This is a genomic window from Streptomyces mirabilis (assembly GCF_018310535.1).
In the GTDB taxonomy this organism is placed as follows: domain Bacteria; phylum Actinomycetota; class Actinomycetes; order Streptomycetales; family Streptomycetaceae; genus Streptomyces.
Window position 1 is genome coordinate 9,086,778 of the sequence record NZ_CP074102.1, and the last position, 16,582, is coordinate 9,103,359.

The window sequence follows — 16,582 nt, forward strand, 5'->3', positions numbered from 1 at the left end:
CTGCGGAAGCGTGGGGTGTCCGTGTCGGTGCGGGCGCTGTTCGAGACACCGACGGTGGAGGGCCTGGCGGGTGCTGCGGTGCCCGAGCGGGTGGTGGTACCGGAGAACGGGATCCCGGACGGGGCGCGGGAGATCACCCCGGACATGCTGCCCCTGGTGAATCTGGAAGCGGCGGAGATCGAGCGGATCGTCGCGGCCGTGCCGGGCGGGGCGGCCAACATCGCCGACGTCTACCCACTGGCGCCGCTCCAAGAGGGCGTGCTCTTCCATCACTTGATGGCAGACGCCGGCGAGCGCGACGTGTACGTGATGCCGGTGGTGTTGGAGTTCGACTCGCGGATGCGGCTGGACACTTTCGTCACGGCGTTGCAGCAGGTCGTGGACCGGCACGACATCTATCGGACCGCTGTGGTCTGGGAGGGCCTGACCGAGCCGGTGCAGGTCGTGTGGCGTCATGCGGAGCTGCCGGTCGAGGAGGTGGAGCTGTCGGCGGGAGCGGACCCCGTCGAGGGGATGCTGGGCCTCGGCGGGTCCGCCATGGACCTGGGCCGGGCGCCGCTCATGGGGCTGCACATCGCCCCGGACCCCGAGGGCGGAAGCCGGTGGTTCGCCGTTCTGCGCATCCATCAGATGGTGCGGGACCACACCGCTATGGACGTGCTCCTCGCCGAGATCCGGGCATTCCTCACCGGTCGCGCCAGGGGACTGGCGGAGCCGCTGCCGTTCCGGGACTTTGTGGCGCAGGCGCGTGGTGGTGTGGCGCGTGAGGAGCATGAGCGGTACTTCACCCGGCTGCTGAGCGACGTCACCGAACCCACAGCCCCCTACGGCCTGACCGACGTGCACGGTGACGGTACCGACGCCGTCCGCGCGCAGATCCCTGTCCAGGAGCAGATCACCGGACGTCTGCGTTCGGTGGCGCGGAAGGTGGGGGCAAGTCCGGCGACGGTGCTGCATGTGGCGTGGGCGAGGGTGCTGGCGTCGGTGGCGGGCGGGGACGACGTGGTGTTCGGCACGGTGCTGTTCGGGCGGATGAACGCGGGCGCGGGCGCCGACCAGGCCGCCGGACTGTTCATCAACACGTTGCCGGTTCGGGTGCGGGTGGACGGGGCGGGTGTCCGGGCCGCGGTGTCGGGGATGCGGGCGCAGCTCGCTGAGCTGTTGGAGCACGAGCACGCTCCCCTCGCGCTGGCCCAGCAGGCCAGCGGAGTGCCGGGCAACACGCCCCTGTTCACCTCCCTGTTCAACTACCGCCACAACAGCGGCCCCGACGACGACCTGACGGATCACGACACCGACGAAGGCGGCGGGCGCACCGACGGAGCCGGAATCGAGGGCGTGACGACCCTGTACATGCGGGAGCGCACCAACTACCCGCTCATGGTGTCCGTCGACGACTTCGGAGACGACCTGTGGCTGACCGTCGACGCGGTCGCCCCCATCGACCCGCACGCGGTGTGCGCGCTGGTGCACACCACGGTGGAGAACCTGGTGGCTGCCCTGGAGGACGAACCGGCCGACGGACCGGACACGTCTCTCGACGAGCTGCCGGTCCTCGGCTCGCAAGAGCTGGACAGAGTGCTGACCCAGTGGAACGACACGGCCGCCGACGTGCCACCGACGACGGTTCCCCACCTCTTCGCGGCACAGGTGGCACGCACCCCCGGCACCGTGGCCGTCGTGGCCGACGGCGCGGAGGTGTCGTACGCCGAACTCGACGCACGCGCGAACCGGCTGGCGCGGTTGTTGATCAGCCATGGGGTGGGACCGGAGTCGGTGGTCGCGGTGTGCATGGAGCGCGGCATCGATGTGCTGGTGGCGCTGTTCGCCGTGCTGAAGGCCGGCGGGGCGTACCTGCCGCTCGACCCCGCCTACCCGGCCGACCGCACAGCGTTCCTGATCGGCGACGCCTCGCCCTTGGCCGTGCTCGCCTTGACGACGACCGCGGACACGGTGCCGCCCTCGTCCGCCCATCTCGTCGTCCTCGACTCACCCGAGACCACCGGCGCCCTGGCCGGTCTGGCATCCGGCCCGCTGCGGGACGACGAGCGGTCGGCGCCCCTGACCCCGGCGCATCCGGCGTACGTCATCTACACCTCCGGCTCCACAGGGCGCCCCAAGGGGGTGCTCGTCGAACACCGGTCCGTGGTGGCCCTGCTCTCCTGGGCTTCCGCCGAGTTCAGCGCCGAGGAACTATCCCGGGTCCTGGCCTCCACGTCTTTGAACTTCGATGTCTCGGTCTTCGAGGTGTTCGCCCCGCTGATGTCCGGCGGCAGCATCGAGATCGTCCAGGACCTCCTGACACTGGCCGAACGCACCCCTGAGCGGGTCAGCCTGATCAGCGGGGTGCCCTCCGCGCTCACCCAGGTCCTGAGCGGCGGTCTGGACATGCGGCCACGGACCGTGGCACTGGCCGGCGAGGCCCTCGGCAGGGAGACACTGGACGCCGTACGAGCGACCTTTCCCCAGGTGAGGATCGCCAACATCTACGGTCCCACCGAGGCGACGGTCTACTGCTCGGCCTGGTACGCCGACGCCGGCACCGACACCGTCGGCACGCCGCCGATCGGCCGGCCGATATCCAACGCCCAGGCGTACGTCCTCGACACGCGTCTCTCGCTGGTCCCCCCGGGGGTGGCCGGAGAGCTGTACCTCGCCGGTGCCGGACTCGCGCGCGGCTATCTGCGGCGCCCCGGGCTGACGGCGGAACGCTTCGTGGCGAACCCCTTCGGCGGACCCGCCCGACGCATGTACCGCACCGGCGACCTCGTCCGGTGGACCAAGGACGGGCAACTGGAGTATCTCGGACGCCTGGATGAACAGGTGAAGGTCCGCGGCTTCCGCATCGAACCGGGTGAGGTGCAGGCCGTGGTCGCCGCCCACCCGGCAGTGGCCCACGCCGCCGTGATCGCCCGCGAGGACTCCACCGGCGACCGGCGTCTCGTCGCCTACGTCGTCCCCCACAACACCGGGGACAGCGGACTCGCCCCCTCGATACGGCAGTTCGTGGCCGAGCGGTTGCCGGACCACCTGGTCCCCTCCGCCGTGGTGGAACTGGACGCACTGCCGCTGACCGCCAACGGCAAGCTGGACCGCCGGGCCCTGCCCGCCCCCGACTACACCGCCGGTGACCGAGCCGGCAGAGCACCGGCCGACCTGCGCGAAGAGCTGTTGTGCGCGGCCTTCGCACACGTGCTGGGCGTGGAGTCGGTGGCCATGGACGACGACTTCTTCGCGCTCGGTGGGCACTCACTGCTGGCCGTACGCCTCGTCAGCCGGATCCGGACCCTGCTGGGCGTCGAACTGCCCCTGCGTAGCGTGTTCGAGGTACCCACCCCCGCGGGGCTGGCGGCGCGACTCAGCAGTGCGGCCCGTGCGCGGGTCCCACTGGCCCTCAAGGAGCGACCGGAGCGCGTGCCGCTGTCCTTCGCCCAGCAACGGCTCTGGTTCATCAGCCAGCTCGAGGGTGCCAACGCGGTCTACAACAGCTCGGTCGTCCTCCGCCTGACCGGTCAGCTGGACCGGACAGCTCTGGATTCGGCGCTGCGGGACGTACTCGGCCGGCACGAGGTGCTGCGGACGACGTTCGCGGTCGCCGACGGCGAGCCGTACCAGCACGTGCGGGCGATGGACGACCTGACATGGCAACTCGAGACAGCCGACGTCACGAAGGGTGACCTGTCCGAGGTGGTCGCCGAGGCAACCCGGTACGCCTTCGACCTGGCCACCGAAATCCCCGTCAAGGCCCGGCTGTTCACCACCGGCCCGGACGAACACGTCCTCGTCCTGGTGATCCACCACATCGCGTGGGACGGCTGGTCGGGCGGCCCGCTCGCCCGGGACCTCTCGGCGGCGTACACGGCTCGGCTCCAGGACCGGGCGCCGGAGTGGGAGCCGTTGCCCGTGCAGTACGCGGACTACGCCCTGTGGCAGCGTGAACTCCTGGGAGACGAGGACGACCCGGACAGCCTGCTGTCCCAACAGGTCGCGTACTGGAGCGAGGCACTGGCCGGCGCGCCCGAGGAACTGGAACTCCCCGCGGACCGCCCCCGCCCCGCGGTCGCGAGCCATGTCGGACACGGGGTGCCCCTGCAGATATCCGCGGATCTCCACCGGCGCCTCACCGAGGTGGCTCGTGCGCAGGGAGTGACCCTGTACATGCTGCTGCAGGCCGGGCTCGCGGTGCTGCTGTCCCGGCTCGGCGCCGGTACCGACATACCCGTCGGAGTCTCCACGGCCGGACGCACCGACGAGGGGCTTGACGACCTGGTCGGCTTCTTCGTCAACACCCTTGTCGTGCGCACCGACCTGTCCGGCGACCCGACCCTGGCCCAACTCCTCGTCCGCGTACGCGAAGCCGGCCTGGCGGCGTTCGCCCACCAGGACATCCCCTTCGAGGGACTGGTGGAAAAGCTGGCCCCTGCTCGCTCCCTGTCACGCAACCCGCTGCACCAGGTCCTTCTCGTCATGCAGCACACCGGCGGAGAAGCACAGGAACTGCCGGGCCTACGGACGGACGCGGGCGCGCCGGTCTCGACCACCGGAGCGTCGGCGGCCAAGTTCGACCTGGACATCTTCGTCGGCGAATCCTTCGACTCCGACGGAAGCCCCGCCGGACTGCGCGGCCAACTCATCGGTGCGGCCGACCTCTTCGACCTGGCCACCGTCCAGAGCATCGCGGAACGGTGGACGCGCTGCCTCGAGGCGTTCGCCCGAGATGCCAGTCTCCGGCTCAGTGACGTTGATGTTCTTGATGCGGTTGAGTTGGGTCGTGTGGTGTCGGGGTGGAATGACACGGCTGTTGGTGTGTCGGTGGGGTCGTTGCCGGAGTTGTTTGGGGCGCAGGTGGCACGTACCCCTGGTTCCGTGGCTGTGGTGGCTGATGGCGTGGAGGTGTCGTACGCCGAACTCGATGCGCGGGCGAATCGGTTGGCGCGGTTGTTGGTCGGTCGTGGTGTGGGGCCGGAGTCGGTGGTTGCGGTGTGTATGGAGCGTGGTGTCGATCTGGTGGTGGCTTTGTGGGGTGTGCTGAAGGCGGGGGCGGCGTATTTGCCGGTGGATCCGGAGTTGCCGGCGGAGCGGGTGGCTTTCGTGCTGGGGGATGCGGGTCCGGTTGTGGTGATTGCTGCGCGGGGGACGGTGGGGGTGTTGCCGCGGGGTGTGTCGGCTGTGGTGGTGGATGATCCGGGTGTGGTGGGTGTGCTGGCCGGTCTGGAGGCGTCGGAGCCGGTGGTGGGTGTGGTGTCGTCGCATCCGGCGTATGTGATTTATACGTCGGGTTCGACGGGGCGGCCGAAGGGTGTGGTGGTGTCGCATGCGGGGATTGTGAACCGGTTGGTGTGGATGCAGTCCCGGTTTGGTCTGGAGCCGGGTGAGCGGGTTTTGCATAAGACGCCGTTTGGTTTTGATGTGTCGGTGTGGGAGTTGTTCTGGCCGTTGTTGGTGGGTGGGGTGTTGGTGGTGGCGCGGCCGGGTGGGCATCGGGATCCGGGGTATCTGGCGTCGTTGATTGTGGCGGAGCGGGTGGGGACGGTGCATTTTGTGCCGTCGATGCTGGAGGCGTTTTTGCTGGAGCCGTCTGCTGCGGAGTGTGTGGGGTTGCGGCGGGTGGTGTGTAGTGGTGAGGCTTTGCCGGGTGTGACGAGGGATCGTTTCCGCTCTGTTCTGGGTGGGGTGGGGTTGTGGAACTTGTATGGGCCGACGGAGGCGTCGGTGGATGTGACCTGGCATGTGTGTCTGCCGGGGGAGTCGGGTGTGGTGGTGCCGATCGGTGTTCCGGTTGCCAATACCCGCACGTATGTGCTGGATGATCGTCTGCGGCCGGTGGCTGTGGGTGTGGTGGGTGAGTTGTATCTGGCTGGTGTGCAGTTGGCGCGGGGGTATGGGGGCCGGCCGGGGTTGACGGGTGAGCGGTTTGTGGCGTGTCCGTTCGGTGGTGTGGGTGAGCGGATGTATCGCACGGGTGACCGGGTGCGGTGGACGGCGGATGGTGAGTTGGTGTTCGTCGGGCGTGCGGATGACCAGGTGAAGATCCGTGGTTTCCGGATCGAGCCGGGTGAGGTGGGGGCGGTGGTGGCCGGGCATCCGGGGGTTGTGCAGGCTGTGGTGGTCGCGCGTGAGGATGTTCCGGGTGAGGTGCGTCTGGTCGCCTATGTCGTCGCCGACGGTGGTGGTGGGCAGGAGGTGGATCCGGCCGGGGTGCGGGAGTGGGCTGCGGCCCGGTTGCCGGAGTACATGGTTCCCTCCGCCGTGGTCACGCTGGAGGTACTGCCGGTGACGGCGAACGGCAAGCTGGACCACCGCGCCCTGCCCGCCCCCGACTACACCACCGGCACCGGCACCGGTGCGGGCCGTGCTCCGGTGACGGAGCAGGAGCGCATCCTGTGTGAGGCGTTCGCTCAGGTGCTGGGTGTGGAGTCGGTCGGGGTGGAGGACGACTTCTTCGCGCTGGGCGGGCATTCGCTGCTCGCGGTGCGTCTGATCAGCCGGATCCGTTCCGTCCTCGGCGTCGAACTCCCCCTGCGCACCCTGTTCCAGACGCCGAACGTGGCGGCGATCGCCGACCGGCTCGCCGCGCATATGGACGAGGACGAACCACCCAGGCCCGTACTGCGGCCGATGCGCCGGCAGGAGGAGACCCGATGATTCCCCTGTCTCCCGCACAGCAGCGGCTGTGGTTCATGAGCGGGCTGGAGGGACCCAGCCCGACCTACAACAACCCCGTGGCGATCCGCCTGCCGGGTGCGGTGGACCGTAGCGCGCTCAACGCGGCCCTGCGCGACGTCCTGGCACGGCACGAGGCGCTTCGCACGGTGTTCCCCGTCGAGAACGAGACGCCGTACCAGCTCGTCCGGGACATGGAGGAGCTGCGGTGGGAGCTGGAGGAGACGGAAGTCTCCGAGAGCGAGCTGCCCAAGGCGATCGAGACAGCCACGGCATGTGTCTTCGACCTCGCGACCGACGTGCCGGTCCGGGCCTGGCTTTTCGCCATGGCACCGGAACGGCACGTCCTGCTGGTGGTGGTGCACCGCATCGCGTGGGACGGCTGGTCCGCGCGGCCCTTCGTACGGGACGTCGTGACGGCGTACGGCGCCCGCTCCGCAGGAAACACTCCCGTCTGGGAGCCGCTGCCGGTCCGGTACCCCGATCACCTGCTGCGGCAACGCGAGCTGCTCGGCACCGCGCACGACCCGCAGAGCCCGCTGTCCCGGCAGGTGAGGTACTGGCGCGACGCCCTGGCCGGTGTCCGGAGGAGCTGGTGTTGCCCACGGACCGGCCCCGCCCCGCCGGCGCGGACCGGCGGGGTCACCGTGTGCCGTTCCGGACACCCGCCGCGCTGCACCGGCGTCTGGCGGAGGTAGCCCTGGAGCGGCAGGTCCCGGTCGGCACCGTGCTCCGGGCGTCGTTCGCCGCGCTGCTGTCCCGGCTCGGCGCGGGCACGGACGTCCCGATCGGGACGACGGTCTCCCGCCGCGGCGACCGAAGCCTGGAAGACATGGTCGGGTGCCTCGCCAACACCCTCGTGGTCCGCACCGATCTGTCCGGTGACCCCACGCTCGCGCTCCTCCTCACCCGGGTCGCGGAGCGGAACAGCGCCGCGCTCGCGCACCAGGAGGTGCCGTTCGAGCGGCTGGTCGAGGAGCTGGCCCCGGCCCGGTCCCTCTCCCGGCACCCCCTGTTCCAGGTCATGCTCACGCAACTGGACAACGGACCCACCGAGTTAGGCATGCCTGGCCTGCGGTTCGAGGCGCCGGTCGAGACGGCCGCCGACCCGGTCATGACGCCGTACGACCTCGAGGCGGGCGTCGGCGAGACCTATGACGAGGCTGGTCGGCCCGCCGGACTGTGCGGCTGGCTGACCGGATCGGCGGCCCTCTTCGAGCGTGCGTCGGTCGAGCGGATCGCCGAGTGCTGGCGGCGCGTGCTGGATGCGTTCGCCGGCGACCTGGACCTTCCGCTCAGCTGCGTCGACATCCTGGGTCCCACCGAGCGGTTACGGATCCTCACCGGGTGGAACGACACCGCGGCCCAGCCCATCGCGTCGACGGTCCCGGATCGGATCGCGGACCAGGCGGCGCGCACTCCCTCTGCGATCGCCGTGGAATGCGAGGGCACCCGTCTCACCTACGCGGAGCTGGAGTCACGGGCGAACCGGCTTGCGCGGCATCTGACGTCCCTGGGCGTCGGAGCCGAGAGCATGGTAGCGGTGCTCATGGAGCGGTCGGTGGACCTGGTGGTGACGCTGCTCGGGGTGTGGAAGGCCGGTGGCGCCTACCTGCCGGTGGATCCTGCCTGTCCGGCCGACCGTGTCGCCTACCTTCTCGAGGACTCCGGTGCCGGCTGCGCGGTGACGCACTCGTCATTCGCACCGCTCCTCCCGTCGTGTGTGCGGGCCGTGGCACTGGACGATCCCGTCGTACGCGCGGAACTGGCCGGGCCGGACGAGGAGCCGCCCTCGGCCGCGGCCGGCGGCGGCCGAGGAGGGGCGGTGGCACGGAACCCCGCCTACGTGATCTACACATCGGGTTCCACCGGTCGCCCGAAGGGCGTCGTCGTCGAGCACGCGAGTCTCTGCAACTTCCTGGCCGACATGGACGCGCGGTTCCCGCTCGACCGGCGGGACGTCTGGCTGGCCGTCACCACGGTCTCCTTCGACATCGCCGCCCTCGAACTCTATCTCCCACTCGTGCGTGGAGCGCGCGTCGTGCTCGCTCCGCGCAGCTCCGTGGTCGACGCGGCCGAACTCGTCGCCCTCGCCCGTCGCTGCGGCGCGACGATCATGCAGGCCACCCCGTCGCTGTGGCGTGCTGTCGTCGCGGACCTGCCCGCCGCCGCGCCCTCCCTCGTACGGGCGCTGGTGGGCGGCGAGTCGCTACCTGCGCCGCTGGCCCGCACCATGCGGGAGTTCGCGGACGTGACCAACCTCTACGGGCCCACGGAGACGACCATCTGGTCCACGGCCGCACACCTGGGCGGCAGGTCGGCCCCGGTCGCGCTGGACACCCCGTCCATCGGGCGGCCGCTGACGAACACCCAGGTGTACGTGCTCGACGGCAGGATGCAGCCGGTGCCGGTCGGAGTGGTCGCCGACCTGTACATCGCAGGGCGTGGACTGGCCCGCGGATACGCCGGCCGGCACGGACTGACCGCGGAACGATTCGTGGCGTGCCCGTTCGGCGCGCCGGGCGATCGGATGTACCGCACGGGCGACCGGGTACGGTGGACCACCGACGGCCGGCTGGAGTTCGCGGGCCGTGCGGACGATCAGGTGAAGATCCGCGGGTTCCGGATCGAGCCGGGTGAGGTGCAGGCCGCGGTGGCCGCGCACCCCCGGGTGGCCCAGGCCGCGGTCGCCGCACGTGAGGACATCCCGGGCGACCTCCGACTCGTCGCCTACGTCGTCGCTCCAGGGGTCGGGAACACCGAACTCGCCGTCTCCGTGCGGGAATTCGTGGCCGCTCGCCTGCCGGAGTACATGGTGCCTTCCGCGGTCGTGCCGTTGAACGCGCTGCCGCTGACCGTGAACGGCAAGCTCGACCGCGCAGCGCTGCCCGCCCCGGACCATGCACGGACCGCCGGCACCGGCCGGCCTCCCGCCACGGAGCGGGAACGGATTCTCTGTGCCGCGTTCGCCGAGATCCTCCAACTGGATCAGGTGGGCGTGGACGACGACTTCTTCGACCTCGGCGGGCACTCCCTGCTCGCCAACCGCGTGACCAGCCGCGTACGCGCGGTGTTCGGCGTGGAGATGCCGATCCGAGTGCTGTTCGAAGCACCGACGGTGGCACAGCTCGCCCGTCAGCTAGGAAACCAGAAGACAGCCCGGCCCGCACTGCGGCCGATGCGCAAGCAGGAAGGTCCTCGATGATTCCGGTCTCGTTCGCGCAGCGTCGGTTGTGGTTCCTGGGGCAGTTGGAGGGTCCGAGTCCGGTCTACAACCTGCCGGTGGTGGTGCGGTTGTCCGGTGGGGTGGATCGTGTCGCGTTGGATGCGGCGTTGCGGGATGTGCTGGGGCGGCATGAGGTGCTGCGTACGGTCATCGGGGTGGCTGAGGGGGAGCCGTATCAGCGGATTGTGGATGTGGAGGCGTTGGAGTGGGGGTTGGAGTGGGCTGAGGTAGGTGAGGAGGGGCTGGCCGAGGCGGTTGGTGCGGCGACGCGGTATGCGTTCGATCTGGCGGTGGAGGTGCCGGTTCGGGCGTGGTTGTTCTCGGTGGGGGCGAGGAGCATGTGCTGGTCGTGGTCGTGCATCACATCGCTGGTGACGGCTGGTCGATGGGGCCGTTGGGGCGGGACATCTCCGTGGCGTATGCGGCGCGTTGTGAGGGTCGGGCGCCGCAGTGGGTGCCGTTGCCGGTGCAGTACGCCGACTATGCGATGTGGCAGCGGGAACTCCTCGGTGACGAGGCGGATCCCAAGAGCCTGATCTCGCGTCAGGTCGCCTACTGGCGTGCGGCACTGGCCGGCGTACCCGAGGAGCTGGAACTCCCCTTCGACCGCTCGCGCCCGGTGACGGCCAGCTACCGGGGCCACACGGTGCCCTTCGAACTCTCAGCCGACCTGCACCGCGCTCTGGCAGATGTCGCCCGGACGCAGGGCGTGACCCTCTTCGTGGTGCTGCAGGCCGCGCTGGCCGTGCTGCTGTCCCGGCTGGGCGCCGGCTCCGACATCCCCGTCGGTGTGGCGGTGGCCGGGCGCACCGACGAGGCACTGGACGACCTGGTCGGCTTCTTCGTCAACACCCTGGTCATGCGCACCGACCTGTCCGGCGACCCGGCACTGGCGCAGGTGCTCGCCCAGGTGAAGGAGACCGGCCTGGCCGCGCTCGCGCACCAGGACGTGCCGTTCGAGCGGCTGGTCGAGGAGCTGGCCCCGGCCCGCTCCCTCTCCCGCCACCCCCTGTTCCAGGTCATGCTGACGCTGCAGAACACCGGCCGCGCCGCCCTGGACCTGGCGGGAGCCCAGGCCAGGGGCCTGGGTCCGGCCGCCCCCGCGGTGTCCAAGTTCGACCTCGACCTCATGATGGGCGAGGTCTTCGACGCCGAGGGGCGGCCCGCCGGGCTGCGCGGTGAACTGACCGGCGCCCTGGACCTGTTCGACCCCGAGTCGGTGCGGCACATCACCGACCGCCTCGTCCGGGTCATCTCCGCCTTCGTCGGCGACCTGGACGTCACGGTGGGCGGCGTGGACATCCTGGACCCGGGTGAGCGGCGTCTGCTGCTGACGGAGTGGAACGACACGGCGGTGGACGTCGCGGCCACGACCGTGCCGGAGGTGTTCGCGGCGCAGGTGGCTGCCACCCCGGGCGCGATCGCTGTCGTCTGCGACCGTGCGGAGCTGTCGTACGCCGAACTCGATGCACGGGCCGACCGGCTGGCGCGGCTGCTGATCGGCCGTGGGGTGGGACCCGAATCGGTGGTCGGCGTACTGATGGAGCGCAGCGCCGATCTGCTGGTGGCCCTGCTGGGCGTGCTGAAGGCAGGAGCGGCGTATCTGCCGGTCGACCCCGGGTATCCGGCGGACCGCATCGCTTACATGCTCGCCGACGCCGGTGCTGTCTGCGTGCTGTCGTCGCAGACCGCCGCGACGGCGGTACCGGCGGGCCTGCCGGTCGTCATCGTGGATGCGGAACTGTCCGCCGGGCAGCCGGCGGTGGACCAGCGGACCGTCACGGACGCCGACCGCATCCGTCCGCTGCTGCCCGGACACCCGGCGTACATCATCTACACCTCCGGCTCGACCGGCGTGCCCAAGGGCGTGGTGGCCACCCAGGGCGATGTCGCCGCCCTGGTGCTGGACCGGGGCTGGGGTCTCTCCCGCACCTCACGGGTGCTGTTCCACGCCCCGCACGTCTTCGACGCCTCCACGTACGAGATCTGGGGACCCCTGTGTGCCGGCGGCCGCGTGGTCGTCGCGCCCGAGCGCGAGATGGACGCGGCGGGTCTGCGCGGACTGATCGCCGCCCACGGCCTGACCCATGTGCACGCCACAGCGGGCCTGCTGCGGGTACTGGCCCAGGAGGACCCGGGATGCCTTGCGGGGGTCCAGGAGATCCTGACCGGCGGCGACGTCGTGCCGGCCGAGGCCGTACGACGCATTCTGGGGGCCTGCCCGGGAACCGAGGTACGACACCTCTACGGGCCGACCGAGATCACCCTGTGCGCCACACAGTTTGCGACGGGCGGCCCGGTGTCCGACGTCCTCCCCATGGGCCGGGCGATGGACAACACCCGTGCCTACGTCCTCGACGCCCAGCTGTGCCCCGTGCCGGCCGGAGTCGCCGGCGAACTCTACCTCGCGGGCGCGGGACTGGCCCGCGGCTACCTCGGCCGCCCCGCACTGACCGGAGAGCGCTTCGTCGCCTGCCCGTTCGAGGACGGTCGGCGGATGTACCGTACCGGTGACCAGGTGCGCTGGATCGCGGACGGCCTGCTGGTGTTCATGGGCCGCGCCGACGATCAGGTGAAGATCCGCGGCTTCCGCATCGAGCCGGCTGAGGTCCAGTCCGCCGTGGCCGCGCACCCGCATGTGGCGTCGGCCGCGGTGGTCGCCCGCGAGGACGTCCCCGGAGACAAACGCCTGGTCGCGTACGTCGTACCCACTCCGGACCAGAAGGGCCGGGACACGGCCGCCGAGGTCCGCGAGTTCATCACCGGCCGGCTGCCGGAACACATGGTGCCTTCCGCGGTCCTGGAACTGGACACACTGCCGCTGACCCCCAACGGCAAGCTGGACCGCAAGGCGCTGCCCGCCCCCGAGTACACCACCGGCGCGGGCACCGGCCGACAGCCGTCCAGCCTCCGCGAGCAACTGCTGTGCGGGGCGTTCGCCCAGGTGCTCGGCCTGGAAGCGGTGGGCATGGACGACGACTTCTTCACCCTCGGCGGCCACTCCCTGCTCGCGGTGCGCCTGATCAGCCGCATCCGCTCCGTACTGGGCGTCGAACTCCCCCTGCGCACCCTGTTCGAGACCCCGACCCCGGCGGGCCTCGCCGAACGGCTCGGGGACGGCAGGCGCGCCCGGGCCGCCCTGGTCGCCGGCGCACGTCCGGACCGGGTGCCGGTCTCGTTCGCGCAGCGTCGGTTGTGGTTCCTGGGGCAGTTGGAGGGTCCGAGTCCGGTCTACAACCTGCCGGTGGTGGTGCGGTTGTCCGGTGGGGTGGATCGTGTCGCGTTGGATGCGGCGTTGCGGGATGTGCTGGGGCGGCATGAGGTGCTGCGTACGGTCATCGGGGTGGCTGAGGGGGAGCCGTATCAGCGGATTGTGGATGTGGAGGCGTTGGAGTGGGGGTTGGAGTGGGCGGAGGTAGGTGAGGAGGGGCTGGCCGAGGCGGTTGGTGCGGCGACGCGGTATGCGTTCGATCTGGCGGTGGAGGTGCCGGTTCGGGCGTGGTTGTTCTCGGTGGGGGCCGAGGAGCATGTGCTGGTCGTGGTCGTGCATCACATCGCTGGTGACGGCTGGTCGATGGGGCCGTTGGGGCGGGACATCTCCGTGGCGTATGCGGCGCGTTGTGAGGGTCGGGCGCCGCAGTGGGTGCCGTTGCCGGTGCAGTACGCCGACTATGCGATGTGGCAGCGGGAACTCCTCGGTGACGAGGCGGATCCCAAGAGCCTGATCTCGCGTCAGGTCGCCTACTGGCGTGCGGCACTGGCCGGCGTACCCGAGGAGCTGGAACTCCCCTTCGACCGCTCGCGCCCGGTGACGGCCAGCTACCGGGGCCACACGGTGCCCTTCGAACTCTCAGCCGACCTGCACCGCGCTCTGGCAGATGTCGCCCGGACGCAGGGCGTCACCCTCTACATGGTGCTGCAGGCCGCGCTGGCCGTGCTGCTGTCCCGGCTGGGCGCCGGCTCCGACATCCCCGTCGGTGTGGCGGTGGCCGGGCGCACCGACGAGGCACTGGACGACCTGGTCGGCTTCTTCGTCAACACCCTGGTCGTGCGCGCCGACCTGTCCGGTGACCCGACCTTCGCAGAGGTGCTGCGCCAGGTGAGGGAGACCAGTCTGGCCGGATTCGAACACCAGGACGTGCCGTTCGAGCGGCTGGTCGGGGAACTGGCTCCGGCCCGTTCCCTCTCCCGCCACCCCCTGTTCCAGGTGATGCTCACCGTGCAGAACATCGCACGGGCGACCCTGAGCCTGCCCGGCGCCCGGGCCAAGGGCACACCCGTCGAGACGGCCGGGGGTCTCGCCCCGGCGAGGTTCGACCTGGACGTGAGTATCGGAGAGACCTTCGACGAGGCCGGCCGGCCGACCGGTCTGCACGGTCAACTCATCGGCACCGCAGACCTGTTCGACCGCGCCACGGTCGAGCGCGTCGCGCGGCGCTGGACACGGCTTCTGCGGACACTGACGGCCGACCCCGAACGCCATCTCACCGAACTCTCCGTGCTCGACGCGGACGAGCGGCGTCGGCTGCTCAGCGACTGGAACGACACCGAGGCCGCCGTCCCCGCCGCAACGGTGCCCGAGCAGTTCGCCGCGCAGGCGGCCCGCACACCGGACGAGACCGCTCTCGTCTTCGACGGCATCGAGATCGCGTACGCCGACCTCGACACCCGGGCGAATCGGCTGGCCCACCTCCTGCGTGAGACCGGCGCCGGGCCCGAGTCCGTCGTGGCGCTCTGTCTGCCGCGTGGAATCGAGATGGTGGTCGCGATCCTCGCCGTCTGGAAGTCCGGCGCCGCCTACGTCCCCGTGGACCCACAGCTGCCCGCCGACCGCATCGCGTTCGTCCTCGCCGACGTGGGCGCCGTCAGCGCCGTCACCTCGACAGCCGTCCGCACGGCCGTGCCCGAGGACGTGCCCACGCTCGTCCTCGACGCCCCCGACACCCGGGCCCGACTGGCCGCGGCACTCACTACCGCCCCGGAAACCAGCCTGACACCGGCACAGCTGGCCTACGTGATCTACACCTCCGGCTCTACCGGACGCCCCAAGGGCGCGGCGGTCACCCACGGCTCGTTGGCCAACGCCGTATCCGCACTCGCACCCCAGTTCCAGGCCGGCCCCGGAGTGGGCGTACTGCAGTTCGCGTCGTTCAGCTTCGACGCCTCCGTACTCGACCTCGCCGTGTCCCTTTCCTCGGGCGCCCGCCTGGTCGTGGCCCGCCCGGAGGAGCGGACCGAGCCCTCGCTGCTCCGTGCCCTGGTCCGGTCCGCGGACGTACGCGTGACCAGTGTGGTTCCCTCACTGCTCGGTGTGCTGACGCCCGCCGACCTCGCTCCTGTACGCACCCTGATCGTCGGCGCCGAGGCCATCAGCGCCAGAACGGCCGAGACCTGGGCCGAGGGCCGTCGGCTGGTCAACACCTACGGACCGACCGAGGCCACCGTCATGGTCGCGGCCGGCCCGGTCGACCCGACCCGAGAAGGCCCGATCTCGTTCGGCAGGCCCATCGCCAACACCCGCCTCTACGTCCTCGACGACACGCTGTCCCCTGTTCCGGCCGGGGTCGCCGGCGAGCTGTACATCGCGGGTGCGGGGCTTGCGCGGGGGTACGTGGGCCGGCCGGGGTTGACGGGTGAGCGGTTTGTGGCGTGTCCGTTCGGTGGTGTGGGTGGGCGGATGTATCGCACGGGTGACCGGGTGCGGTGGACGGTGGACGGCGAGTTGGTGTTCGCGGGGCGTGCGGACGATCAGGTGAAGATCCGTGGTTTCCGGATCGAGCCGGGTGAGGTGCTCAGTGTCGTGGAGGTGCATCCGGGGGTGGCGCAGGCCGCGGTGGTGGTCCGTGAGGATGTCCCGGGTGATAGGCGTCTGGTGGCGTACGTGGTCCCCGCCGGAGACGAGACCGACAGCGAACTGACCGCATCTGTGCGGGAGTTCACGGCCGGGCGGCTGCCGGAGTACATGGTCCCCTCCACGACCGTGGTGCTGGACACCCTCCCGCTGACGGTGAACGGCAAACTCGACCGCGCGGCGCTCCCGGCTCCCGCGTATCGCACCGGGAGTGGCCGGGGCCCTGCCAACACCCGTGAGGAGATTCTCTGCGCTGGTTTCGCGGAGGTGTTGGGTGTGGAGTCGGTGGGGGTGGATGACGATTTCTTTGCTTTGGGTGGTCATTCGCTGTTGACGGTGCGGTTGGTGGAGTGGCTGCGGGTTCGGGGTGTGTCGGTTCCGGTGCGGGCGTTGTTCGAGACGCCGACGGTGGCGGGTCTGGCGGGTGTGGTGGGTCCGGAGCGGGTGGTGGTGCCGGAGCGTGGGATTCCGGAGGGTGTGGAGCGGATCACGCCGGTGATGTTGCCGTTGGTGGATCTGGATGAGGGGGAGATCGAGCGGGTTGTGGCGTCGGTGCCGGGTGGGGCGGTGAACGTGGCTGATGTGTATCCGCTGGCGCCGTTGCAGGAGGGGTTGCTGTTTCACCATCTGATGGCGGGTGGGGGTGGTGATGATGCGTATGTGATGCCGGTGGTGTTGGAGTTCGATTCGCGGGCGCGGCTGGATGCGTTCGTGGGGGCGTTGCAGCGGGTTGTGGATCGGCATGACATTTATCGGACGGCTGTGGTGTGGGAGGGGTTGGCCGAGCCGGTTCAGGTGGTGTGGCGTCGTGCGGTGCTGCCGGTGGTGGAGGTGGTGCTGCC

At 70.4% G+C, this 16,582-nt stretch carries 4 protein-coding genes and 1 pseudogene; all 5 read left to right on the forward strand.

The annotated features are described in order from the left end of the window. The first annotated feature begins 15 nt into the window (after positions 1 to 15). The gene (locus SMIR_RS40525) at positions 16 to 6,645 is read left to right on the forward strand and encodes a non-ribosomal peptide synthetase (RefSeq protein WP_212728240.1); all 6,630 of its coding nucleotides are present in this window, start codon (positions 16 to 18) and stop codon (positions 6,643 to 6,645) included. Further along, positions 6,642 to 7,361, forward strand: coding sequence for a condensation domain-containing protein (locus tag SMIR_RS44480; RefSeq protein WP_212728241.1), 720 nt, complete (start codon positions 6,642 to 6,644; stop codon positions 7,359 to 7,361). Before SMIR_RS40525 ends, SMIR_RS44480 begins: the two co-directional genes overlap by 4 nt. Next, complete coding sequence (locus tag SMIR_RS40535) at positions 7,313 to 9,868, forward strand: non-ribosomal peptide synthetase (protein WP_283959581.1); 2,556 nt, start codon at positions 7,313 to 7,315, stop codon at positions 9,866 to 9,868. Before SMIR_RS44480 ends, SMIR_RS40535 begins: the two co-directional genes overlap by 49 nt. Before the next feature lie 53 nt (positions 9,869 to 9,921). Beyond that, positions 9,922 to 16,106, forward strand: a pseudogene (locus SMIR_RS40545) (non-ribosomal peptide synthetase); the annotation flags it as partial. A gap of 264 nt (positions 16,107 to 16,370) precedes the next feature. Continuing rightward, the coding region (locus tag SMIR_RS45100; RefSeq protein ID WP_422664536.1) for a condensation domain-containing protein at positions 16,371 to 16,582 on the forward strand (212 nt) is incomplete at its 3' end.

Excerpts from the sequence above, each read along its gene's own strand:
- SMIR_RS44480 (WP_212728241.1), top strand. The coding sequence starts at position 6,642 with ATGATTCCCCTGTCTCCCGCACAGCAGCGGCTGTGGTTCATGAGCGGG.